This is a genomic window from Mesobacillus jeotgali (assembly GCF_014856545.2).
Lineage (GTDB): Bacteria > Bacillota > Bacilli > Bacillales > Cytobacillaceae > Mesobacillus.
In genome coordinates, this window is sequence record NZ_CP109811.1 from 468364 (window position 1) to 492550 (window position 24187).

27 protein-coding genes and 2 pseudogenes are annotated in these 24187 nt (G+C 42.9%); 22 read left to right on the forward strand and 7 right to left on the reverse strand.

Annotated elements, in window-relative coordinates:
- Positions 1-12 precede the first annotated feature (12 nt).
- A complete protein-coding gene (locus FOF60_RS02355) occupies positions 13-1200 on the forward strand; it encodes an MFS transporter (protein WP_192473024.1) in 1188 nt (395 codons plus the stop codon).
- 230 nt (positions 1201-1430) lie between these two features.
- Here the strand turns inward: FOF60_RS02355 and FOF60_RS02360 are convergent, their stop codons facing one another.
- From FOF60_RS02360 to FOF60_RS02370, 3 genes are all read right to left on the reverse strand, one after another.
- Complete coding sequence (locus tag FOF60_RS02360) at positions 1431-1754, reverse strand: hypothetical protein (protein WP_192473025.1); 324 nt, start codon at positions 1752-1754, stop codon at positions 1431-1433.
- A gap of 129 nt (positions 1755-1883) precedes the next feature.
- On the reverse strand, positions 1884-2351 hold the full coding sequence (locus tag FOF60_RS02365; protein ID WP_192473026.1) for an SRPBCC family protein: 468 nt from the start codon (positions 2349-2351) through the stop codon (positions 1884-1886).
- A 12-nt stretch (positions 2352-2363) separates the two neighbouring features.
- The gene (locus tag FOF60_RS02370) at positions 2364-2786 is read right to left on the reverse strand and encodes a DUF1801 domain-containing protein (protein ID WP_192473028.1); all 423 of its coding nucleotides are present in this window, start codon (positions 2784-2786) and stop codon (positions 2364-2366) included.
- Between the two features lie 211 nt (positions 2787-2997).
- On the opposite strand from FOF60_RS02370, the gene FOF60_RS02375 reads away from it, so the two are divergent.
- The gene (locus FOF60_RS02375; protein ID WP_192473030.1) at positions 2998-3513 is read left to right on the forward strand and encodes a DoxX family protein; all 516 of its coding nucleotides are present in this window, start codon (positions 2998-3000) and stop codon (positions 3511-3513) included.
- Positions 3514-3570: 57 nt separating this feature from the next.
- Here the strand turns inward: FOF60_RS02375 and FOF60_RS02380 are convergent, their stop codons facing one another.
- Positions 3571-4542 carry a phosphotransferase gene (locus FOF60_RS02380; protein ID WP_192473031.1) on the reverse strand — a complete coding sequence of 324 codons (972 nt, stop codon included), beginning with the start codon at positions 4540-4542 and terminating at the stop codon, positions 3571-3573.
- Positions 4543-4757: 215 nt separating this feature from the next.
- Between FOF60_RS02380 and FOF60_RS02385 the strand changes: the two are divergent.
- Positions 4758-6230: pseudogene (locus FOF60_RS02385) on the forward strand (IS1182 family transposase); the annotation flags it as partial.
- A gap of 334 nt (positions 6231-6564) precedes the next feature.
- On the opposite strand, the gene FOF60_RS02390 reads toward FOF60_RS02385, so the two are convergent.
- Entirely contained in the window at positions 6565-7299 is a 735-nt protein-coding gene (locus tag FOF60_RS02390; protein WP_192473801.1) for a YhcN/YlaJ family sporulation lipoprotein, read from the reverse strand.
- A 279-nt stretch (positions 7300-7578) separates the two neighbouring features.
- Between FOF60_RS02390 and FOF60_RS02395 the strand changes: the two genes are divergently transcribed.
- From FOF60_RS02395 to FOF60_RS02420, 6 genes are all read left to right on the forward strand, one after another.
- The gene (locus FOF60_RS02395; protein WP_192473800.1) at positions 7579-8094 is read left to right on the forward strand and encodes a DoxX family protein; all 516 of its coding nucleotides are present in this window, start codon (positions 7579-7581) and stop codon (positions 8092-8094) included.
- Positions 8095-8213: 119 nt separating this feature from the next.
- Positions 8214-8438, forward strand: a complete 225-nt coding sequence (locus FOF60_RS02400; RefSeq protein ID WP_192473799.1) for a hypothetical protein — start codon at positions 8214-8216, stop codon at positions 8436-8438.
- Positions 8401-9387 (forward strand): GNAT family N-acetyltransferase, encoded by a 987-nt coding sequence (locus tag FOF60_RS02405; RefSeq protein WP_192473798.1) that lies wholly within the window; start codon positions 8401-8403, stop codon positions 9385-9387. The genes FOF60_RS02400 and FOF60_RS02405 overlap by 38 nt, the downstream gene beginning before the upstream one ends.
- 113 nt (positions 9388-9500) lie before the next feature.
- Positions 9501-10136, forward strand: coding sequence for a coiled-coil domain-containing protein (locus tag FOF60_RS02410; RefSeq protein ID WP_192473797.1), 636 nt, complete (start codon positions 9501-9503; stop codon positions 10134-10136).
- A gap of 161 nt (positions 10137-10297) precedes the next feature.
- The gene (locus FOF60_RS02415) at positions 10298-10570 is read left to right on the forward strand and encodes a hypothetical protein (protein ID WP_192473796.1); all 273 of its coding nucleotides are present in this window, start codon (positions 10298-10300) and stop codon (positions 10568-10570) included.
- 179 nt (positions 10571-10749) lie between these two features.
- Positions 10750-11277 (forward strand): YceI family protein, encoded by a 528-nt coding sequence (locus tag FOF60_RS02420; RefSeq protein ID WP_192473795.1) that lies wholly within the window; start codon positions 10750-10752, stop codon positions 11275-11277.
- A gap of 43 nt (positions 11278-11320) precedes the next feature.
- On the opposite strand, the gene FOF60_RS02425 is transcribed toward FOF60_RS02420, so the two are convergent.
- Together FOF60_RS02425 and FOF60_RS02430 are read right to left on the reverse strand one after the other, a co-directional pair.
- The gene (locus FOF60_RS02425) at positions 11321-11776 is read right to left on the reverse strand and encodes a GNAT family N-acetyltransferase (RefSeq protein ID WP_192473794.1); all 456 of its coding nucleotides are present in this window, start codon (positions 11774-11776) and stop codon (positions 11321-11323) included.
- Between the two features lie 19 nt (positions 11777-11795).
- Positions 11796-12446, reverse strand: a complete 651-nt coding sequence (locus FOF60_RS02430) for a YdeI/OmpD-associated family protein (protein WP_192473793.1) — start codon at positions 12444-12446, stop codon at positions 11796-11798.
- A gap of 1039 nt (positions 12447-13485) precedes the next feature.
- On the opposite strand from FOF60_RS02430, the gene FOF60_RS02435 reads away from it, so the two are divergent.
- The 13 genes and pseudogenes from FOF60_RS02435 to FOF60_RS02495 all read left to right on the forward strand — a co-directional run bounded on the left by FOF60_RS02435 (position 13486) and on the right by FOF60_RS02495 (position 24064).
- Entirely contained in the window at positions 13486-14673 is a 1188-nt protein-coding gene (locus FOF60_RS02435) for an MFS transporter (RefSeq protein ID WP_225650404.1), read from the forward strand.
- Positions 14674-14761: 88 nt separating this feature from the next.
- Positions 14762-15865 (forward strand): AI-2E family transporter, encoded by a 1104-nt coding sequence (locus FOF60_RS02440; RefSeq protein ID WP_192473225.1) that lies wholly within the window; start codon positions 14762-14764, stop codon positions 15863-15865.
- Between the two features lie 139 nt (positions 15866-16004).
- Positions 16005-16187, forward strand: a complete 183-nt coding sequence (locus tag FOF60_RS02445) for a hypothetical protein (protein WP_192473224.1) — start codon at positions 16005-16007, stop codon at positions 16185-16187.
- Positions 16188-16381: 194 nt separating this feature from the next.
- A complete protein-coding gene (locus tag FOF60_RS02450; RefSeq protein WP_192473223.1) occupies positions 16382-16774 on the forward strand; it encodes a hypothetical protein in 393 nt (130 codons plus the stop codon).
- A 27-nt stretch (positions 16775-16801) separates the two neighbouring features.
- Positions 16802-17074, forward strand: coding sequence for a hypothetical protein (locus FOF60_RS02455; RefSeq protein ID WP_192473222.1), 273 nt, complete (start codon positions 16802-16804; stop codon positions 17072-17074).
- A 109-nt stretch (positions 17075-17183) separates the two neighbouring features.
- Positions 17184-17318: a hypothetical protein gene (locus FOF60_RS02460; protein ID WP_264647630.1), complete on the forward strand. Its 135-nt coding sequence runs from the start codon at positions 17184-17186 to the stop codon at positions 17316-17318.
- 313 nt (positions 17319-17631) lie between these two features.
- Positions 17632-18240, forward strand: coding sequence for a DedA family protein (locus FOF60_RS02465; protein WP_192473221.1), 609 nt, complete (start codon positions 17632-17634; stop codon positions 18238-18240).
- Between the two features lie 209 nt (positions 18241-18449).
- Positions 18450-19210 (forward strand): annotated as a pseudogene (locus tag FOF60_RS02470) (SDR family oxidoreductase).
- Between the two features lie 132 nt (positions 19211-19342).
- Positions 19343-20323 carry a c-type cytochrome gene (locus FOF60_RS02475; RefSeq protein ID WP_192473220.1) on the forward strand — a complete coding sequence of 327 codons (981 nt, stop codon included), beginning with the start codon at positions 19343-19345 and terminating at the stop codon, positions 20321-20323.
- A gap of 139 nt (positions 20324-20462) precedes the next feature.
- The gene (locus FOF60_RS02480) at positions 20463-20666 is read left to right on the forward strand and encodes a hypothetical protein (RefSeq protein WP_192473219.1); all 204 of its coding nucleotides are present in this window, start codon (positions 20463-20465) and stop codon (positions 20664-20666) included.
- A gap of 497 nt (positions 20667-21163) precedes the next feature.
- Positions 21164-21421, forward strand: a complete 258-nt coding sequence (locus FOF60_RS02485) for a hypothetical protein (protein WP_192473218.1) — start codon at positions 21164-21166, stop codon at positions 21419-21421.
- Between the two features lie 63 nt (positions 21422-21484).
- A complete protein-coding gene (locus FOF60_RS02490) occupies positions 21485-23539 on the forward strand; it encodes a DUF4179 domain-containing protein (RefSeq protein WP_192473217.1) in 2055 nt (684 codons plus the stop codon).
- Between the two features lie 69 nt (positions 23540-23608).
- Positions 23609-24064 (forward strand): PaaI family thioesterase, encoded by a 456-nt coding sequence (locus FOF60_RS02495; protein ID WP_192473216.1) that lies wholly within the window; start codon positions 23609-23611, stop codon positions 24062-24064.
- Positions 24065-24187: the final 123 nt, after the last annotated feature.

Genomic DNA, 24187 nt, shown 5'->3' on the forward strand with positions numbered 1-24187 from the left:
GAAGGTGAATGTATGCAGAAAGAAAAGTTATGGACGAAGGATTTCATTTCGATTTCGCTTGTGAATTTCGTGATGATGCTTTCTATGTATCTATTGATTGTAACGATGGCATCGTATGCCACAGATGCGTATGATGCGTCATCTAGTATGGCCGGCCTGGCTTCGAGTATTTTCATCATCGGGGTCCTTTTTGCCAGATTGTATGCCGGCAAAGAGGTTGCGAGAATTGGCAGCAAGAGGATGTTGATTGGCGGGATAGTGTTTTTCGTTGTGATTACTGCTCTTTATCTCATCCCCTCCAATATTTATGTCCTTCTGGCTGTCCGTTTTCTCCATGGTGTCGGCATTGGGTTTGCGTCAACCGCGACGGGAACGATTGTGGCGCAGGTGGTTCCTGCCAGCAGGAAGGGCGAAGGAATCAGCTACTTCAGTTTGAGCGTGATTTTATCGACGGCGATTGGTCCGCTGATCGGCCTGCCGATGATCAGCCAATTTGGCTACGAAAGCATGTTCATTTTCTCACTCGTTGTTGGAATGCTCTGTTTGCCGGTTGCCCTTATGGTAAAGGAACCAGTTGTGGATAATACGGCTGAAGGTGCCGGCAGCAAGGGATTCAGTTTGGGGAAATACCTGGAGCCCAATGCATTGCCAGTCTCCATTGTTATGTTCGTCATTGCGCTCGCATACTCTGGGACGCTCTCATTCATCGCGTCATTCGCGAAAGAAGCAGACCTGACAGAAGCGGGGAGCATGTACTTTTTCGTATACGCCATGGCTGTCTTGTTTTCAAGGCCGTTCACGGGGAAGCTGATGGACGCCAAAGGTGCCAATTTCGTTGCTTATCCGGCAATGATTGCTTTTGCGTTAGGCATGTTGGTTTTAAGCCAGGCGAATTCAGGGGCTTTGTTCCTTTTAGCTGCCGCGCTCATCGGGTTAGGGTATGGAAACTTTCAATCTGTCGCCCAGACGGTTGCCATCAAAATGACTCCGCCGCATCGAATGGGCCTCGCCACCTCGACCTTTTTCATCATGATGGATATTGGGATAGGTGTCGGCCCATTCCTGCTTGGCTACATGGTGCCGGACTATGGATACCGCGGGCTGTACCTGGCGATGGTGCCGCTGATCATCATCGGTGTCTTTACCTATTACGCACTCCATGGAAAAAAAGAAAAGAGCCTTACACAACAGAATGCCTAAACAGGAACCTCGCCGGGAATGGTGAGGTTTTTGTTTTTAGTTGAAAAGATGGCTTTTGAATTCCCGTGTGGAGAACGATGGATGCCGCTTTTTTCAGATCCAGCTCCATTAGCAGCTTCAAAAGGGCACTTATCGCTATTTCACACAAAATAAATAGACTGAAGACATGCTCATTTTTAGTGAGTTTGTCCACAGTCTGAGTTATTGCTGTATCTTGGCGCGCCTTTTGTTTACATATTCGGTGCGTAGTTTGTATTTTTCTCGACGTCGGTTTCCTCTGCCAATTCTTCCATTTCCATATGGGTTTGCGGGAAACCGTTGGCCTGCCATTCGGCGCGCATGGCTGAATCTAGCATGGTAAGTCCTCTTTCAGCTGGATCTAAACCAGCATCGACACTCTCCATCTGGTCGATTTTCTCGCTGTTCCTCATGTCTGTATCCTCAAGAAAGCGAATCGCATCGCGCTGGCTCTTTCGGTAAGCGGCTGTCAGCAGAACGGCGCCGCCAGCTGAAAGCAAAGAAGCCAGTACAAAATTCTTGGTCGATTTCTTCATCGTCATTTCCCTCCAATCGAATGTAACTCCTCTTGAAATCTATATTCCCGTTTTGTGTGACTTTAACGAGTCCAGTTATTTACATTTTTGTTTCAGGAGGAAATGCCTTGTGACGAAGTACATCGGTAGCTATTTATCTTCCATCATCTTGCGATCGAGGTGTTCAAGTATCATTTTCCAGGCTGAATCATGCCGGCTTTTGGATTTTTCATGTAGAAATCCTTTGTGTGTCAGGCTCAGATAAGTACCATTGCCCCTTGGTTCAAGCTCGATTGTCACCACAGTTTCGGCGCCCTCCGTTCCTCCTGCACCGGTTACCCAGGTGAATTCGATCAGGCGGTCAGGAATTAACCGCAGAAATCTTCCGTAATGCGGATGGCGCTGCTCAACTAGGTCTTCTTCCGTTTTAAAAACGGTCTCGAAGAAAAACACAGAGTTGATTTCAGCTTTCATGATCAGCGTTCCGGGAGCGGCAAACCATTCATCGAACTTCTCTGTCCAGGCTGCAAAAAGGACCTCAGCCGATGACTCCATTAAACGCTCCACTTTAAAACCATGTGGTCTTGCTGAAAGGTCGGGAACAGTAATAGGTTCCATATTAATCTCTCCTTATGTAGTGGGATACCTTTCTTTTAAAAAAGTGACAGACTGATTGATGAGTGCTTTCAAAACTTCCACATCAATATCCGCTACTTTGTTTATGTACACACAAGCTTTCCCGGAGGTATGTTTGCCGAAGTCTTTTAGCAAAGCCTCTCTTTCTGTGTCACCAGTGGCAAAATACAGGCTGATCTTCGCTTTCCGTGGCGAGAAACCTACAAGTGGCGCGTCTCCTTCGTGGCCGGAGTCATACTTGTAGTGATAGGATCCAAACCCGATGATGCTAGGTCCCCACATTTTCGCCGGATAACCTGCTGTTTCTGTGAAAATATCCAATAACCTGTAAGCATCCTCACGCTTCTTGGGACTGTCGACGGTTTCGATGAACTCAATGACACTACTGTCATTTTCTTTTGTTTTCAGTTCGTACATATTGGATTTCTCCTCTCAGGGATTTTGCGGTTTTAACAGAAGCTTTTCCTGTATTAGTACTTTCTAGAACAGCCTTACAAAATCCTCTGCCACAATTCGTTCAAAGCTTTTCAACAGAATTGTGACTTATGTCACAACGCAGTATTCTTTTGATGGAAATTTGATATGTTAATAGTGTAATAATAATAAATAACTTATTGGAGTGAAGAACATGTTTGCAAAGTGGTTAAGAGAAAACAATGTTGCTGCTGGTCTATTGGCTGTTATTAGAATATGGCTTGGGTACAACTGGATGACTGCTGGATGGGGCAAGTTGACTGGTGAAGGCTTCGACGCTTCTGGCTATTTGAAAAATGCGGTGGCGAACCCAGTTAAAGGTCCAGACGGAAACGCGGTTTACGGCTGGTACGTGAACTTCCTTGAAAGCTTCGCGATCCCGAACGTGGATATATTTAACTTCATTGTTCCGCTTGGAGAATTCCTGGTAGGTCTTGGTTTGATCCTTGGAACACTGACAACTGCTGCAATGTTCTTTGGTCTAGTTATGAACTTCAGCTTCTTCCTGGCAGGAACTGTATCTCACAACCCAACAGACATCTTCTTCGGCTTCATCATCCTGTTCGCAGGCTACAACGCAGGTAAATACGGTCTAGACCGCTGGGTAGTACCATTCATCCGCAAAACTGTTTTCAAGCGCGGAGAAGAAGTCACACGCAACGCAGCTTAACTTGAATTAAATCCCCCTTTAATATAGTTGGCTGCCGGCTAATCCCGGCAGCTATTTTTATTTTCCGGAAAATAAATCCTCCAGTTGATCCCAGTGGTCAGCTATCCAGGCATTTTCTTCACGGAATCGTTTGAGGGGAGTGGAGTCTCCCGGTTTTTCAACCCGAAGCCAGTCTGCTTCTCTCCACCAGGTCAGTTTAATTGAACGTACCAATTTTTCAGGCGGCAAGGGTTTGAACTGACGATAGCCGCTGACAAATGCGGAAACACACTCATGCCGTATTTTATTTTTATGAAGGCAGCAGGACAGAATAGGCCTGGAAATATCGAAATCGGTATAAACGACACTCATCCGGTCAAAATCAAGAATGGATGCTACCTCATTTTCGTTGAATAAGATATTATCCGCGAATAAGTCCCAATGGGCCCACCCTATTTCACATTCAGAAAATAAATCCGTGTCATTCTCCTCGAGAATCCTTCTTTGCGTTTCCAATCTCTTAATCGTTTTGCCGCACTCCAACTCAATGGCTTTCTTCCATCGATCAGTCCAGTTTTCCAACATTTCTGGTTTGGATTGAATATCCCAATGCAGCGGTTCCAAAGCGATATGTTCCTCGAGCAGTACATGCATGTTCCCGGTGGTTTTCCCGAGACTGTACATTTGTGAAGGATTTGCGCTGCCAGGGGGAAGGGTGAGTCCTTTATTGAACCCTGTCAGAACGAATCGTTCACCGCCCTCAGTATTCAAGATGAATTTTTCGTTGCGTGAAAATAACTCAGGACAGGGGAGGCCTTCATCAAACAATTTTTGTTGAATTTGAAGCGCTTTTTCCAGTCCTGGAATCCTGTGGTCAGGATATCTTTGCTTATTATATTGCTTCACAAAAAAATCACCGGCATCCGTTTTTATCTGCCACTTCAAGTTCTTGAAACCTAAATGAATTTGATTATAGCCCTGAATCTCCAATCCAAATAAATGGCTGATGGTTTCGAAGATTTCCTCCTGTATTTCAGTATGAACGATCATTTTAATCTCCCTTAGTATCGATTTAAGCTTAATTCGAGAGCAGAGGGAGGAAATCCTGTTTAGGCCAAAATAAAAAGCATAGGAATGAGATCGAGACCAGTGAAAAAGTCTAATTAAAGGTCCCTTTTCTCACTTATTCTGTTTTTATCCATGAAAAAACCCCCTGAATGGTATAATGGGTACGACCAAATACCGACCATTAGGGGGTTTTTCTTGTGCTTCGACTAGAGCCAAAGCAATCAAGTTTTCACTCCGTATTATACGATAAAATACCAGAAAATCATATTCTTAAGAAGATTACTACTGTTGTAGATTTCAGTTTTATTAATGAACTACTGATCGATAGCTATTCCAAACGGTTTGGACGTCCTGCAAAAGAACCTGAGTTGATGTGTAAACTTCTATTTCTACAACATCTATATAATTATTCCGATGAACAAATCAAGGCGGAGGCAGAATTAAATCTTGCTTATCTGTATTTTCTTGGCCTCAATCCGGAAGATACCCTCCCTGATAAAAGTCTTCTTTCCAAATTCAGGACCCACCGTCTAGGAGAATCCACATTAGACGAAATCATTACTGAGATTGCACGACAATGTGTGGAACAAGGGATCCTTGAAGGGAAGAGTGTGAGCATTGATGCCACCCATATTGAAGCAAATACAATAAAGAAGACACCTGAAAGATTAATGAAGCATATCGCCAAGAAAATCGTTGGTGCCTATGAAATTGAATCGGGTCACTCCTTGGAAAATATACCGGAGGTACCAGATTACCAGGACATTCCGGATCACCATGAAGCCAAGAAGGTCATGAAACAATACTTGGAAACCGTCATTGATGAAGCAGAAAAAAACATTTCAGGCCATGAACAGGAAACCCAGCAGATGATCCAGAAAGCGAAAGACATCCTCAGTGACCCGAAATTCATGAATCAAAAAGGCATTCGATCACTTATAGATGAAGATGCGAGGGTTGGACGAAAAAGTAAAACCCAGGATTTTTATGGCTATAAAACAGAGTTCGTTATGACAACGGATGAGCGAATTATCACTTCAGTCCGAACATCAGATGGCGCTTATATGGATGGCGGTTACGCAAAAGAAATGTTAAAAGATACCCTTAAATCAGGTATGAACATCGATGAAGTTTATGGAGATAAGGCCTATTTCAGAAAATACATTCTCGATGACATACAGGAACTTAATGCCCGACCATACATACCAGTTAGCTCCCTAGTATACAGGCTGGATGAAAGTGAATTTACCTATAATAAAGATTCGGATGAATGGCAGTGCAGCCAGGGGAATACAACACTAAATAAAAAACGCTATAAATCAAAGAGAAAAGATGGTGTCAGAGAGGGCTATAAGTATTACTTCGAGATCAACCAATGTAAGGCCTGTCCCTTGCATGATGAGTGTGCAAAGACCAGCGCGAGAAGAATCTTGGTCGTTGGATTGAACACCTCTGAATTTTATGAAATATCCCAGTATCAAAAAACTGAGGAATTTAAGAAAAAGTATAAAAAGCGAGCAACCATCGAAGGGAAAAATGCGGAGCTTAAAAGGTTTCATGGCCTATCCCGAGCCAGGGGGTATGGTCTTTTAAGTGTGTCTGTACAATCAAAATTAGCCGCAATAGCAGTAAATTTAAAGAGGATAGCGGCGATCGCTTCCTCTTTTTTACTGCTTATTTCGGTGAAATCTATGTAAATTGGAGTTCATTTCAAATGAGCTAACAAAAGGGAAAGAAAAAAGAGTGGTTTTTCACTGGTCTCGAATGAGATCCTATGCTTAAGTGTTGATACTCTTATGATTAATACCTATGGTTATGTTTTTTAGGAGCGCAATGTACCCTTATGCAGAGGTAAAGCGGCATATAAGGGCACATTTAGGTTGAAAATGTACCCTTATGCAGAGGTAAAGCGGCATATAAGGGCACATTTAGGTTGAAAATGTACCCTTATGCAGAGGTAAAACGGCCTATAAGGGCACATTTAGGTTGAAAATGCCTTCAATGCTATCTTCCAAAGAAACCGTCCATTGCATTACGGAAGTCTTCGAACATGCCGTCTCTGTTTCTGTCGGTGCGGATGTCATCGGCGAATGTTCCCATTCTGTTGTAGGCATCACGGTCAACTGAAACGTAGACTTTATCGATTCTGTTATTTGCCTGGCGCACTCTTTGTTCAATCTGCATCTCCAGCTGGCCATTTTTGCCGTTCATGGTGTTACCAGCTGCGTTTCCATTCATGTCTGTATTGCCAATTCCATTCATGTTTCCATTGCCGTTATTATTATCATTGCCAAGTACATTGTTGCGATTTGTGTTGCCAGCGTTTTGGCGGTCGCCATTTCCTGCGTCACCTTTGCCGTCAATGATTCCGTCATTTCCTGCACGGTTGTCACTCTGATCCACTCGTCCATTCTCGGTAAAAGTCCTGCCGTTTCCATCCAGGGCACCATTGATTTCTGCATTTCCTTCGTTCTCCGAGTCCGCAAGTCGAACAGCGACATATGCATTGTTTTCCGAGATGATGACTCGTGCGTCGTCTACTTCCGGCATTTGCTCAATCTGGCGCTCGGCACGATCAGCCAGCTGGAGTCTGTTGCCTTCAGTTGCCGGTCCGCGTCTAACCTGGGAGATTTCTACCTGCTGGTCACGGTTATTGTCAGCAGCATTGTTATTCGCTCCGCACCCGGCTAAACCCATTGTAAAAACAGCACAGCCTGCAATGATGATTGATTTTTTCATCCTGATCACTCCTAGTTGGTATTGTCGTCCTTATGATGGCTAGAATCTGGAGCGATATGCAGGGGTGAAGGCATTTTTTTAAAAAAAGATTCAAACAGGGATTAAGGAATAGATTCTGCCGGAATGAAGGCTATAAAAAAAAGTTTAAATAGCGTTGTCACCTTTCGTTCAAAACATTTCAACAGAATTGTGAATACATTCACAAAAATCCCTATTCTCGAGATATATTTGATATCTTATAAGTGTACTAATACTAATAAACTTATTGGAGTGAGGAACATGTTTGCGAAATGGTTAAGAGAAAACAATGTTGCTGCTGGTATATTGACTGTCATTAGGGTTTGGCTAGGTTACAACTGGATGACTGCAGGTTGGGGCAAATTGACTGGTGAAGGCTTCGACGCTTCTGGATATTTGAAAAATGCGGTGGCGAACCCGGTAAAAGGTCCAGACGGAAACGCAGTATACGGATGGTATGTGAATTTCCTTGAGAGCTTTGCGATTCCGAATGTGGACATTTTCAACTTTATCGTGCCACTAGGTGAATTCCTTGTAGGTCTTGGCTTGATCCTTGGAACACTGACAACTGCTGCGATGTTCTTCGGCCTTGTGATGAACTTCAGCTTCTTCCTTGCTGGAACAGTATCTCATAACCCAACTGACATCTTCTTTGGCTTCATCATCCTGTTCGCAGGCTATAACGCAGGTAAATACGGCTTAGACCGCTGGGTAGTTCCATTCATCCGCAAAACTGTTTTCAAGCGCGGAGAAGAAGCCACACACAACGCTGCTTAACTTGATTTTTAATTCCCCCTTTAAATAATTTGGCTGCCAGTTTGACTGGCAGCCTTTTTTTCGTCCTGCTGATTCTTTGGTTTGCTATAATTTTTCTTAGAAGAAAGAGGTGTAAACCTATGTTTAAGCGAATGAAATATACGACCAAACAGAAGAAGGACAGGTCATTGATCTACTTCATCATAGCGGGATTTATGCTTGTGGGGATCATCGTGGCTGGAAGCATGGAAGGGGTGGACCGCAGTTTTGTGATTCCGCTCGTTTTGATGGTTACATCCTTTTCTGTGGGAATTTTATGCAAAAGGGATGTCGTCCGTGAAGAAAATAGGGAAACCGTGGATTAAATTAAAAGAGAGTATTGATGAAGTGGATTATGAAATAATCGCCCATCTTCAGGAGCGCTGCGTGGAACATGACCAAACGGCACTGAAACTGGAGCTTGATTACAAGCTTGGCGTCAGCAATGACAGCAGCAAGGGCGTCGAGGATATAAATGAGTTCCTCTACTTTGATGGGGAAGAGCTGATAGGCTATATGGGGATCTCAAGCTTCGGCGGCCCATGGGAAGTGAACGGGATGGTGGATCCGGATTACCGTCGCAAGGGTGTTTTCACCAAATTGTTTGAGCTGGTCATAGCAGAATGGAAGCGCCGGTGCACGGGCAGCATGCTGCTGCTGAGTGACCGCAACTCGGAATCGGGACAGAATTTCATTGCTAGTGTTGGTGCGCAATACAAGCATTCTGAGTATGAGATGTTTTTGAAAAAAGATATCCCAGATGCCACTCCGGACCAGTTGGCGGGCATTGCGTTCAGAAAAGCGACGAACGCGGACGCGCACGAGATTGCACGGCAGAACGCGATTTATTTTAAGGATGAAGACGAAATCAGTTCAGAAGACATGATTTTGGCTGAAAAAGAGGAAATCAGTTCAGAAGACATGATTTTGCCGAAGGAAGAGGAAATCAGTTCAGAAGAGATGATTTTGCCAGAGGAAGAGGAAAGGCGCGGGATGACCTCTTATCTTGTTGAAAAAGAAGGGCAAATCATCGGGAAGGTAAATCTGCAGCTGACATCGAAGCTTGGTGCCATTTTTGGTTTGGGTGTGTTGCCGGAACATCGTCGGAAGGGTTACGGCAGGGCGCTCCTTTTGCTGGCCATTGAAAAGCTGCGGGAAGCAAATGCCCAGGAAATCATGCTGCAGGTTGCGGCCGAGAACTCCAATGCGCTAAACCTTTATAAGTCATGCGGCTTTGAAGAGACATCTACGATGGATTATTTTGAGCTGAGATAAACGATATCCACCTCGTACAGAATGAGGTGGATATTTTTGGGATTATTTTGAAACTTACAGGTAGGAGATTCGTATAATAGTATTATCATCCTTTTTGAAAGGGAGGGTTAGCAATGAATTGGAAGAAAGATTTTAAAGTTTCCGCTCTTATTATTTTATTAGTCATCACAGCGATTGCTCTTATGGATAATGCAAGAACAGCAGATTCTGCAGCGAAGCTTGCGGAGGAGAAAAATCGTCTTGAAAAGAAAGTGACTAGTTTAGAAAAAGAAATCGAAAGACGGTCAAGGTTGACGGATGATTTGAAAAATGAAAATGATACATTGGCCGAAAATCTTTCAAACCTCGAAGAAGAAGTAGCTGCATCACAATCCTCTGTTCGATATGAGGACTTCATGGAGGCAATCGATGTCGTTGAGACCTATAAAGCTGTGGTAGATTTTGAAGAAGTATTTGAATTAATCGGAGTTGATAATTTTACAAGTTTTGGCTACCTTGATCAAGATTACAATTGCCCATGCAATATTAACTTCAAATATAGTAATCTTGATTGGAAGCCTGGAGTGGTCATGAATCTTAGTGAATTTAGTATTGAAAAAGGGAAAATTCTTCTTACATATCTTACAGTCGAGAATCTGGAAAGTAACTATCAATTTGTCTTGACCAAGGGTGGAGGCTTTTACGAAATCAATGAAAAGTGGAGGATAGAAGAAATTAGGCTTTTGGAAAAGGAGGGCTCCCCATTATAAAATTCGATAAACGGTTTCTTTCGTTAGTGGTGTATTTTTTATTGGTAACCTTGCTCTTGCTTTTTACGGTGCAAACGAATTTTAATCTGTCAGGTGTTCATTATCAGTTCAATCAGGAAAATATGACGATGACAATTGAAAAAGGGATATGGAATAAGTAGGTGGATGAAAGGCAGGTTTCCGCCCAAGAAGCGCTCGGAATCTTGCTGCCGATTAATGAGGCGAATCAGCTCTGGAAGATTAATATCTATACAATCTCGCTGTTTGCTGCTGCTTTTATCGCTTTAGTTTTTTCTCCCTTCAGACCTAAGCGGAATTTTAAATGGTATGTATTTTTATATTTTATCCTCCTTATGGCCTTCATAGTATGGGACATCAACATGCACAGGGACATTGCCGAGGAGATTGCGAAAGCTATGAACGGTTTAAAGTAAGTTCGGGCCGGATCGTTCTGCGCTCATTCTGTGAAAAATAATTTCAGAAAAGTGTATTGACAGTAAAGTCGGTTTCATGATAAATTTATCTCGAATTAAAAATAATTGATTTTGAGATTTATTTTTTTAGGATAATATCTCGAATTCGAGATAATTAAAAAAACAGGGGGATTTATAAAATGGCTAAATTTGCAGTAGATCAGGCGCACTCAGCAGTAGGATTTGAAGTGAAACACATGATGGTATCTAAGGTGAAGGGACAATTCGGATCATATACAGCTGAAGTTGAAGCAGCAGACCTGACAGACTTAACAACAGCTTCAATCGCGTTCAAAATTGATGTAGCAAGCATCGACACACGTAACGAAGACCGCGAAAACCACTTGAAGTCAGCAGACTTCTTTGATGTGGAAAACTACCCAACAATCGATTTCAAATCCACAAGCATCACTCGCGATGGCGATGATTACAAAGTAACTGGCGACCTGACAATCAAGGACGTAACAAAGCCAGTCACATTCGACGTGGAATACGGCGGCAAAGGCACAAACCCATGGGGCGTTGAAGTTTACGGTTTCGAAGCAGAAGCAAAAGTAAACCGCGAAGAATTCGGCCTTACATGGAATGCTCCACTTGAAACAGGCGGCGTTCTAGTCGGCAAAGACATCAAGATCAAAGTAGAACTTGAAGTGAATCCAGCAGCATAAATTTAATGAAAAAAGGGCGGCTTATCGTGAGCCGCCCTTTCCTTTACAATTCCATCGTCATAAATACACTGTTCTGATCTTCTATGTAATCACCGAATGGAGGGCAATAAACAAAGCCGTATTTTTCATAGAGCTTTCTTGCAGGAAAGAACGCTTCCATTGAACCTGTTTCCAGGCTCAGTCTTGCATAGCCGCGCTTTCTGGCTTCCTTGATGATGTGCTCAAGCATGGCCTGTGCGACGCCTTTTCGGAGGTGAGCGGTGGCGGTTCTCATTGATTTGAGCTCACCATGCATGGAATCAAGCTTCTTCAATGCACCGCAGCCCATCAACTGCTCCTCGCTCCAGACTGTCCAGAAGGTAATATCCGGTCCTTTTAACTCACCAAGCCCCAGCGCATGAATGCTCTCAGGAGGGGAGTGGAGTTTCATTCCGTTCAAATGTTCCCCAATCAATGAAACCACTTGAGCACCTGTTAGATCATCGATTTTAATTTCCATACACAATCCCCCGACGACTTTATTTCTTTTTCTGACGAAATAAATCCATGGATTTATATCCTTGTGATAAAACCTCGACCATTTGTTCCTGGCGTTTTTCACGCGTTTTTTGTTGCTTGGCTGAAAAAATAAATCGAGCCCAATCCTTTTGGTATCCAGGGGTGAGTTCTTTATAAAATTGTCGCTCATTTGGATAATCTGTTAGTAATTTTTCAACATCATGGACGTTGTCCTCGTAATCAGCCACACACTGACTTGCTGCTGTTGACTTATATGCTGGTTTCTTTTCTCGCTTTAATCCAACGACCGTAAAAACATCATCCATACTGACCATTCTCGAAAATTTAATATCGCTATTTTCCACATACCCATCTTCTCCTACTTTTACCGCGTGGAAGATTTCATCTCTATGAACATAAGATTGATAACGCTTGTTTCCTTTTTTCGGATAGGCAAAAAATAAGTAACCTTTTTCTTGCAAGTGCTGTCCATTAATGATGCTTTGTGTGTGTTCCACCATCTCCTCAATACTTTCGACGAAAATGAAAATCGCATCATGGTCTCCAGAAATTTGCGTCTTATAACCATCGAAAAGATCATAATCATCTGGTTGGTTGAGTACAGCCAGATTGCTATACTTAGTCAGATTTAATTTACTTATGATTGTCATACTATCCTCCAGTTTCATCAGCCAATCAATTATAGTTGAAAGTTTGATTATACTTTTTTTGTATCTTTATTATAGAGTATGTGAAGTGGTATGATGCAATGGCTAAAGCATATATAAAAATAAACGAAACGAGTTGTTCTTTATGGTAGATGAAAATCTCAAGGAGAATTGGTTAAAGAATACCATTATCGGCTGTCAAGAAAATGCGGTAATCGTGACAGGTTTGGGTGCTGACGGTGAAAAGCTGTCAAGAAAATGCGGTTATTGTGACAGGTTTGGGTGCTGAGAGTGAAAAGCTGTCAAAAGAAAGCCCGACTTAAGACAGGTTTGGCGCCAAAAGCAGAAAAGCTGTCAATAGAAAGCCCGACTTGTGACAGGTTTGGGTGCTGACGGTGAAAAGCTGTCAAGAAAATGCGGTTATTGTGACAGGTTTGGGTGCTGACGGTGAAAAGCTGTCAAGAAAATGCGGTTATTGTGACAGGTTTGGGTGCTGAGAGTGAAAAGCTGTCAAGAAAATGCGGTTATTGTGACAGGTTTGGGTGCTGACGGTGAAAAGCTGTCAAGAAAATGCGTTATTGTGACAGGTTTGGGTGCTGAGAGTGAGCTGTCAAGAAAATGTGGTTATTATGACAGATTTAGGTGCTGAGGGTGAAAAGCTGTCAAGAAAAGCGGTAATCGTGACAGGTTTGGGTGCGAGGTGAAAAGCTGTCAAGAAAGCGTTATCGTGACAGCTTTGGTGCTAGCGGTGAAAAGCTGTCAAGAAAATGCGGTTATTGTGACAGGTTTGGGTGCTGAGGGTGAAAAGCTGTCAAGAAAAAGAGATAATCGTGACAGGTTTGGGTGCTAGCGGTGAAAAGCTGTCAAGAAAAAGAGTTAATCGTGACAGGTTTGGCGTCAAACGGAGAAAAGCTGTCAAAAGAAAGAGTACAATCCAAAGCCCCTATGCCACCAGTGGTGCTGAAATCTCACCTTGTTTATATTCGGAAAATTCGTTATTTTATTAACTAGAAAGTTACCTTGTTTCAAAGGCGGTGATTAGTTGACTCGACTATTATGGACTTTATCGATAGCTCAGTTTCTGGCGATGCAGGTGTGGTTTAACTTTTCAGCGGTTATGCCTGTTGTTGAAAAAGAATGGGGCTTATCCCCGACGGAATCTGGGATTATCGTCGCTTTTTTTCATATAGGTTATGTGGCGGCGGTGTTTTTTTACAGCTTTTTGAGTGATCGTTATAATCCGAAATATTCGTTTATGTACGGGGCGCTGATGGCCGGGGTTTCGGGCGTGCTCTTCAGTTTATTGGCACAAGGATTCTGGTCGGCTCTATTACTGAGATTTATTTCAGGTATTGGGATTGCGGGTATTTATGTTCCGGGGATGAAAATTGTTGCGCAAACATCGAGCGATAGAACACGAGGTGCAGCGCTGGGGCTTTTTGTTGGGTCGCTTGTCGTTGGCTCGGGATTTTCGCTGCTTGTCTCTGGGTTATTCATTAACCTGGTCGGCTGGCAAGGGGTCATTTTCATCACTTCATGTTCGGCAATTCTGGCATCCGCGTTAATCCACTTTTCCACCATTCCTGAAAACATCCATATTCATAACCAGCGTTTGAGTATGTCGCTTTTAAAACGAGTGCTCACCAAAAGAAACCTGCTGGTGAACATCAGTTACACCGGCCATTGTTGGGAACTGTATGCGATGTGGGCTTGGATTGGCCCTTTTATGGTGTATTACTTTCAGACGCATGAGGTCAGCAATGCCATTTCTGTCGGTAATTTTATCGGAGCGTTTGTGGTGATGATTGGCGGCTTTGCCAGCTTTATCGGCGGGAGAATGTCGGATTCTTTTGGCCGGCTAAAATCAATCAAGCTATTTATTTATATTAGTATTTGCTGTTCATTGGTGATTGGCTGGCTGACGCCTGCGAGTATGTGGATTTTGCTTCCGATTGTTTTCATATATGGATTTACGATTATTGCTGATTCACCGATTTATAACACGATGATCACAGAAATATCCGATCCGGAGATAACCGGCATTGCATTAGGGATCCAGTCCGTTTTAGGGTTCAGTGCCACGATTTTTTCACCGATGATTTTTGGCATTCTGCTCGATTACTTCAATTGGGGTGTTGCTTTTACGACCATTGGGGCAATGACAATCATAACGCCAATTTGCATTTCGTTGTTAAGGAAGTGGCTGAGTGAGGATGCAAAGGTCGCATAGCGGTATTTCTGGTCTGAAAAAAATTATCTTTTAATCTGGAATTTTGGTATAATTTTACCAAAATAACCTAAAGCAAGAGGTACATACTTTGACTAAATCTAAACTGCAATTTTGGCTGATTCAAATTTTGCTGATCACGACAATCATTTATGTTTCTACGAAGATTTCGTTTATGTTTGAGCCTATTGGGATTTTCATCTCAACGGTGTTCTTTCCGATTCTGATTACTGGATTCCTCTATTTCCTGCTGAATCCGGTGGTGGACTTCCTGGAACGCAAAAAACTTCCTCGGGTACTCGCAATATTAATCATTTACGTGGTGTTTGGTGCCCTTCTTGTTCTGGCAATTGGGAATTTGGTTCCGGCGGTTTCCAAGCAGGCAACAGAGCTTGCGAATGATCTTCCTGTTTTTGCTGACAAGACGACGGAGTATTTTTACGATGTTGTTCAGTCCTCAGAGTTTAAGAGCTTTAGGGATGAGCAGCGAGAAATGATTGATACGGTGCAGGAGCGCGTAATTGAGTATGCAAATACGATACCGACCAAACTCACGAATGGGCTCAGGGGCTTTTTGGGTATCGTCACCAATATCGCGATCATCCTTGTTACCGTTCCGTTTTTATTGTTTTACATGTTCAAGGACGGTCACAGGTTCCCGCTTGCTGTTTCCAAGTTCATTCCAAAAGATTACCGTGATGAGGGGCTTAAAATCCTGAAAGAAACGGGTGAAACCCTGGCTGCATACATCCAGGGTCAGGTAACGGTTGCCCTGGCGGTTGGGACGCTGGCGTTTATCGGGTATCTCATCATTGATTTACGCTATGCCTTGATTCTGGCGTTAATTGTCGCCTTCACAAACATTATTCCGTATGTTGGGCCAATTATTGGCGGAGCGCCTGCAGTGCTGGTCGGTCTCTTTGATTCCCCGACAAAGGCTTTGCTGGTGGTAGTCGTCATCCTTGTGGCCCAGCAAATCGAAGGGAACTTGCTGTCTCCACTTATTCTTGGTAAGACCCTTGATACTCATCCGGCAACGATTATCATTATTTTACTGGCGGCCGGAAATCTGGCTGGTGTACTGGGCATGGTGTTAGCCGTTCCGACCTATGCCGTCTCAAAAACAATCGTCTTAAACCTGGTCCGGTTCTTAAGAGCACGGAAAAGGGCAACTATTACAACCGAGGCAACATAAACTAACATGAGTATCCTGGATTAGTCTTTGGGCGATAGAGCTGTCTTTAATATAGCTGCTATCGCTTTTTTTATACAGTTGTTGTGCACCGATTTTGTAATGAAAACAGACACAATAGCGCGACTATAGGGAGGTCAATATGTCCGAGGAAAAAAGAGAGCAATTGAAATCGAAGGAACAGCAGAAGAATCCTGGGGCGGCATTGAACAATGGATGGGCACAGGCTATGACAGGGTCACCAGGCGGTGGCTGTTTGGTAAATGTGATTTCAATATTAATTGTAGTGGGGTTGTTTCTGGTAATAAGAGCGTGCTCACAGTAAGGGGGGAGATCATGCGGGGTATATTGAGTTTTATTTTGTTGCTGATCGGCGGTCTTTTTATAGGGGTGACTGTTGATGATTCGATAGTCGGGACCAGCATAGTGAAAGGAATAGGGGCGTTATGCATGATTGGGTTTTGGCGATTATTCCCTCATAAGAAACATGATTTATATTAACATGGAAGGGGGATGGGTATGAAATTGAGGTTATTGTTAACCCTTTTCCTCATTTCAGTTGTAACCGGCTGCAATACGACAACCATCACGGAGGCAGATGATTTTATCTACTCTTATGAGATGAATTCGATTCAAGAGCAAGACCAGGATGAAATTCAAAGGTGGCTGCACGAACCTGACCAAACCGCGACGAGGACATACGAAATCTACGATGAGACGAATGGCCGCTATTTAGTTTATGCACATTCAAGTAAGTTCAGTGAAGTCGAGGTAACGCAGAAGGGCGATGCGATTAAAATAATGTTCAGAAATGAAAAGACAAATAGTTCAGGCCAAGATGCCTTTGTTAAAATAAAATTCAACCCAGACATCATTAAGAATTTTGTGTTGGATTCGGAGGAGACCGAATAAAGAAAAAACTTTTTAAAAACAGGCAATGTGAGATTCATCGGCTACTTGATCATTCGATTATCGGCTGTGATTATCGTGTTTATTCTTGTAAAAAGGACGAAGGAATTCGATGAATATCAAGTCAGTATTTTAGCGAAAAGTCTGCTTGTGGCCGGGTTTTTATCAATCATGATGATCCCGTTCCTCTTAATCATGCTTTTAAGCGACCCGAACTATAGCACCGAAACGATCTTTTTATTTGCCACGATCCAGTGGTTAGGAGTTTTGGTTTCCTATTTGTTCTTTGTCGTACGTTCTTGAGTTTTTTTCCAAATGCTGTTTTCATTACTTATGCCTCTGGTAACTGTACATAATATCCGGGGGAAGTCCTTTTTCCTATCATGATAAACGGACAATGGAGGGCGATGGAATGAGCGGAACTAAAGATGAACTAAAAGAACAGCTTAGTGTACTAACAGCTCGCAGGGATCGGATGCAAAAGAATCTCTACGAGGTCGAGAAGGAAATCGCGGAGATCACCAATAAGCTGGCTAAGATGAAGTAAAGGCGACACAAGAAGGAAGCTTATAAAATCAGGCGAAGTGATCGCACGAGTAACTCCCAAGTATTTGTTGACAAGCCTTGCATAGGCATTTAATATTTACTTAATAATTGAATACTCCTAAAGGGGAGTAGCTTTTACAACAAGGTCGTCATTACGGAGTTTCTGACTCTCGGCTTTGTTGGCAACCATTGTTGTTAGCAAGACCTTTACCACATTAGCGGTAAAGGTCTTTTTTGTCTAAAAAACCTTTGCCAGTTAGATGGTAAAGGTTTTTTCTTTTAAATGACCATTAAAACAACTTAAGGAGAATGACATGGAAAAATGGTTAATTGGGATAATGGAGGAATTTGGCTATGCGGGGGTTATGTTTTTGATTGCACTTGAAAACATCTTTCCTCCCATACCATCCGAAGTTATTTTAACTTTTGCTGGATTTATGACTGCTTCAACGGACCTTAGCATTACAGGCGTTATCCTTTCTTCCACCGTGGGCTCACTGTTGGGGGCTGTATTGCTTTATGGACTAGGGCTGCAGATGGGTGTGGAAAAGCTGGAGAGAATTGTTGATAAATGGGGGCATCTTCTCCGTGTAACGAAAAAGGATATTCACAAGGCGGATTCCTGGTTTGATCGTTATGGAGCATGGACCGTTTTATTTTGCCGAGTTATTCCATTAATTCGAAGTCTGATCTCTATCCCAGCTGGTATATCAGAGATGAAGTTTAGAACATTCCTGCTGTTTACAACAATTGGTACGTTGATCTGGAATTCAGTTCTTGTTTACTTAGGTGCAACTGTCGGAGCTTCGTGGGAAGAGATTGTTAAGTATATAGATGTTTACTCTAAATTTATATATATAATTCTGGGACTGATCTCAGTCAGCCTGTTATTTGTGTTGATTTTTAGGAAGAGGGTATTATAGTGGATACGCTAAGAGCTTGTGATGCTCTTGGCGTTTTTTTACCAGTTTCCTGACCCACAGCGGAAAAGCCAGGGCATTGTTCATATCAAGGAACAGTGCTTTTTTAGTTAACCAAATATTCACAAAACGGAAACAAGAAATACCAGGTGGTAAATTATAATAGTTAATGAAAAGTACTTCTGTTATATGACAAGGGGAGGTAACCGTTTATGAAATTGGATGGGAAAGTGGCTATTGTAACTGGTGCGGCATCTGGATGGGGAAGGCGATTGCGGAGCTTTATGCTAAAGAAGGGGCGAAGGTGATTCTCGCTGATTTTAATTACGCGGGTGCTGAAGCAGTAGCGATTGGAATTGCTGAAAATGGCGGTACTACCAGGGCTTTGAAAGTGAATGTGGCGGAATTGGCGGACGTGGAAAATATGATTGATACAGCAGTTCAGGAGTTTGGGACGCTTGATATCCTGGTAAACAATGCGGGTATCATGGATGGGTTCGAACCTGTTGGGGATATTACCGAAGAGAAATGGGACAGAGTTTTCGATGTGAATACGAAAGGGACAATGCGTGCGATGCGAAAAGCGATTCCAATCTTCCTGGAGAAGGAAAAAGGAATCATCATCAATGTTGCTTCCACCGGCGGATTTAGCGGCGCCCATGCCGGAGCAGCATACGGTGCATCCAAGCATGCCGTGATTGGATTAACTAAGAATACTGGCTTCATGTATGCGCAAAAGGGTATTCGTTGCAATGCCATCGCGCCGGGAGCAGTTGAAACCAACATTGGTTCAAGCATGACAAATATTAATGAGTTCGGCATGTCTCGGGCAGGGATGACTCACTCTTTATCACCACGAGCCGGAAAACCGGATGAAATCGCACAAGCTGCTTTGTTCCTGGCAACCGATGAGTCCAGTTTTGTTAACGGTACGGTCATTACCGTTGATGGCGGTTGGACCTCTGCTTTTTAAATATAATCAACATCAAAATTCTCTTGCAAAAAGAGGAATTTTTTTTATACCTGCTTCAACCTGAAGGAGAATAATATCAAAAATTATTAAGAAGCTAATGACGAGAAAGGAAAATGTATAGGAGTTGAAATAATGCGGAATGTAAAATGGTTAAGCTTCTTAATAATCGCTCTGGTTTTTGTTTTCGCAGCTTGCAATAATGACAATGCCACTAAAGACCCGGAAGAAGCGCAAAGCAAGAATACGGAGGGCAATACGAATCAGCAGGCAGATGACAGCAATAAGAAGGAAGAGAACCAGACGGATGGTGAAATTGCCTATGACCCTCCCTCAATGGAGGACCTGGATCCAGAAAATCCGATGACTGAGTATATCGAATATGGACAGAAGGTTTTCCATGAAACGGACACCGTTCTAGATGATTACGTGGGGAACAAGCTATCTTGTTCAAGCTGTCATGCGGATGCCGGTCTTGCCCGTTCCTCGTCGATGGTGGGGGTGACGACCCAATTCCCTCAATATCGTCCCAGGGAGGGTGTCGTTTTTACACTGGAAGATCGAATTAACGGATGTATGGTGCGCAGCATGAATGGCAAAATGATTGCTGAAGACAGTAAGGAAATGCGGGCGATGATGTCCTACCTGACTTATATTTCTAATGGCATTGAAGTAGGGGCGGAGCTACCTTGGCGAATGTTGAACACGATGAAGGAAATACCTCTGCCAAGTATTGCGAATGGCGAAAAGCTATATACCGAAAAAAGCTGCATTGCATGCCACGGACAAAATGGTGAAGGAAAAGGCGCCAATATCGGACCAGCACTATGGGGGGACAACTCCTTTAATGATGGTGCAGGAATGAACCGGATGTCAAAAATAGCCGGGTACATCCAGAACAACATGCCGCCAAACGGAGGGACTCTAACCGATCAGGAAGCAGCAGACCTCGCAGCCTATATCCTGTCCCATGAGCGTCCAGTATGGGGAGGACATGATAAAGACTGGCCAAAAGGCGGACGTCCGACAGATATTATTACCAAAGATCGACGTGAAAAAATTCGTGAAGGGACATTCGATTGGACTGAGATTGATAATGTCGTTCAGCCGGATTAAAAGGAACAGAGCAGCCAGGACTCATTCTCCCGGCTGTTTTTTTATGAAAATTGCGAGAGACACCTTTATAGTTCCTATGTCTCTGTCTGCCATTTTGTGGTATCGTTGAAGGGAAGATAAGTAGGAGGGGATGGTCGTTTTGATGAAAAAACTAACCCTAAGCTTATGCCTGCTGGTAGTGTTAGCAGCTTGCAATACGGAGGAATCGTATACCCACTGGACCGACAGGACAGACAACCAGATTCAACGTCTGGATGAAGCGGGGATCAAGTATGAAATCAGAGAAGGAGAGATCTGGGTCAGTGAGAAGGATATGAAGAAAGTAGTAGCCTGTTGTTCTTAAGGGAGCCGTTTCGTTAAAAATAACTGATTATTCTAATAGTTTGGCTGGCCCCTCTGTCCAGCAGACTGCTTCGATGTCCAGAGGATTGGTGTTTTAGGTAAGAAGGATTCGATTTTTATCTATAGTTTTTAATTGAGATTTTTTTGCTAGGAAACGATAATTTTTCGCTGTATTTTTGAAAAAAAAGCGTGAGATAACGTAATTTCAATTCAAATGAGCAGTTTTGGTTCAGGTTTTTATCAGAGATTGATCAGCCTGTTTTGTTTATTGGCGAAAAAAATTTTATATTGGCGATTTTCATTATTTATTGGCGAAAATTTAATTTTATTGGCGATTTTGAGCTGGTTATTGGCGAAAATCGATTTTTATTGGCGACTTGGAAATTTTCGCTGATTTTTTCCAGTTCAAATAGCAGCAACACACCCAAGTGAATCCAATTTTTCATGTAACTTCCAGTGTTTCTGTCCGTATATATAGAAAGGGATAGGAGGATGGAAATGAAGAAAGTATTTGAGATTACATACGAAGGTCATCATATACAAGTGGAGAATACCTGGTTTAATGGGGAAAAGCTTTTTGTGGACGGCAAATTACAGGACCAGAATCTTGGATTTGCCTTTGATCGAGCCACTTTATATGGGGTGATCAAAAATAAGGATGGTGCAGACCAGACGATAAAGGTCAGCCTCGGCGGTGCTATAACGGTGGAGTGCAGGATCTTTGTGGACCATGAATTGATTTATCCGAATCATTAGTCCGAATCATTAGTAGGAAAATTTATATAATAGGTCGGTTGTTACAAAGGGGGGAAGTGAAAGATGATCCTGGAAAAAATAGAGCCGATTTCGATCGCAGCGATTCAAGAAAAGGGAATTCAGTCTGTCGTGGATTGGTTTGAAGGGCATAAGGAGTATTTCTATAAACTTGGCTGGTATTTTGTTCAAGATCAGCAGCAGATGGAGGAGCTTTTTTACCAGTCGATTTTGAAGGTGCATAAGGAGTTTTCTCGTTATAAAGGGAATCTATCATTCAAGATGTGGGTAACCTCCATTTTCATTCGAAACATGCGAGAGCTTTCTAATTTGCCAGATTCAGAGGATAGGGAACCGCGCCTGGACGTGTTTGCTGGTTTGGACCAACTGGAAAAGGAGGCGCTTATTCTTACATATGCAGCAGGTTTCACCCTGGAGGAGACTGCGCAAATCCTCGATGTTCCGGCTGAAAAAATTAAGCAATTATTGTTCTCCGGGATTCGGTCGGTCAGAAAACAATTAGATGGATCCGATTATCATGGCTGTGAACAGTTCCAGAAGCATTATATCGATTACCTGGAAAAATCAATGGAACGTCCGGCCAAGATTGAGTTTGAGATTCATCTTTATAACTGCCGGGATTGCCAGGAGGATTTGGCGAGTTTTCAGGAAGTTGCGATGACAAGGCTGAATTATGTTGAGGATGACCATAATCTGAATTTGCAGGCTCAACTAATGGAAAACATCAAAAAGAGACTGTCAGAGCAGAAGGAGCACAAACAACAGAAGATTAAAAAACGAAAGAAATGGGCGCTTGGTTTTGCGAGTGCTTTTGCATTCATTATGGCACTTGGTTTCATTACCGGTGCGTTCCCAAAGGTTTATTACGCGTGGACGGAAGATGACGTATACTTTCGTGAATACCTCCAGAAGGGGATTGGCCAGAGGCTGAACCTGGAAGCGGAAAGCGACGGGATCAAGGTGAAAATCAAGGGAGTGGTTGCAGATGATCTCCAGACTCTTGTTTTCTATGAAATTCATGATACGAAGGAAGACAAGCAATATTTTATGAATTATGAGGATGGGCTAACAGTCGTGAACGAATACAAGGTCATGAAACATGAAACCTATCCCCGTTATACGATCCCGGATGTCGAGGCGGAAATGAACAAAAAAGAGAAGAATGTATTTTACGGAAAGGTGGCCCTGAAGCCGCTTGACGAGGACAAGGAAGACATCGAATTGAAAATCACAAAGATTCAGAGACTGGCCGACAATGCATCCCTATCGTTTGGCTTTACTTCCGGTGATTATAAAACAGGTGAGTGGAGCTTCGAGTTCCCGGTAACCAAACAGCCTTCCACGGAATACGAAATCAATGACCAAAAAGAACTCGAGGGTGTGGCCGTCAGAATGGAAAAGTTGATTGTTGCCCCAACTGCAACTCTTTTACAGTTTAGCATTAATACAGAAAAGCTGGAGAAACGGATCGACTTCATCAATTTCAAATCGCTTGAAGTGAATGATAAAAAAGTAGAAGTAGATCGATATAACACTCATTTTATGGAACACCAGCCGGACGGTCCCTGGATGGGCTTCCAGGCACAATTTGCTCCCCTTTTTGGTGAGAAAGTCAAAGATTTCAAAGCCCAGCTGGACTCAATGTACCTATCGATTGTAGATCATAGAAGCATTGAACTTAGCGGAAATCAGACATTCCCGCAGAAGATTGAGTATGCAGGCAGCGCTCTTTTTATTGATAAGGTCGATGCCGGTCCGTCAACCGAAATCATTGTGCGTAATGATGACCTGAAAAATCGGGAATTTGAATCACTTCACATAAATTTTGTGGACGAAAATGATCATCAGCCAAACATGACCCATGTGGATTCCAAAGCAGTGCTTGTTGATAAGAACGGGGTGGAATATGACCTGCATAATGGCCGAGTCGATTTTGAAAAATTGGAGCAGCCACGCTATTTCGTCACAGAACAGTCTATGAGAGTAGAAGGCGTCGAAGAGAACTCCATAAGACTTGAAATCACGGGTTATAACATCTTGAAGTACCTGGATGAAGCTTGGGACCTGGGGGCGGTTCTGGTCACGACCCAGGAAGAGTAAGGATATGCGATGTATGGGGCGGGATCACCGTCCCTTTGTCTCAAAACATTCAAAAAGAGGGATATCATTTTGAAGAAGAAAATCGATGAGTATCAAATTTATCAGAAACACTACGACCAAATTTATGAACAAGTTAAAAATGATCCGTATGCGCAATTCTTAGGCATTCAGTTAACAAAATTTGAGGCTGGGTTAGCAGAAGCGATGCTAGAAGTAAAGGAACATATGGTAAATGCACATGGAACTGTTCATGGAGCAGTTATGTATGCTTTAGCCGACCATGTATTTTCTGTAGCCTGTAATGCATATGGAAAAACCTCAGTAGGACTCTCGACAACAATCCAGTTTATTGAAGCTGCTCAACCTGGAGACAGAATAGTTGCCCGTGCAACCGAAATAAGAAGAAACTTTCGCACCGGATTTTACCGTATTGAAATATTTCATGAGCAAAGCCTGATCGCAACAATGGAGGCCGTTGCTTACCGTAAAGACCATTATTTTATCGAACTTGATGAACAAGATTAAGTATTTTTTATGTTCAATACTGTGATCTCCATTAACAAGCGGGACATGGGAATGGTTTTGGTGTCTAAGGGATAGGAAGATTTGGGCTTTTTAGGGGCGGGAGAACCGTCCTCTGTCTCGTTA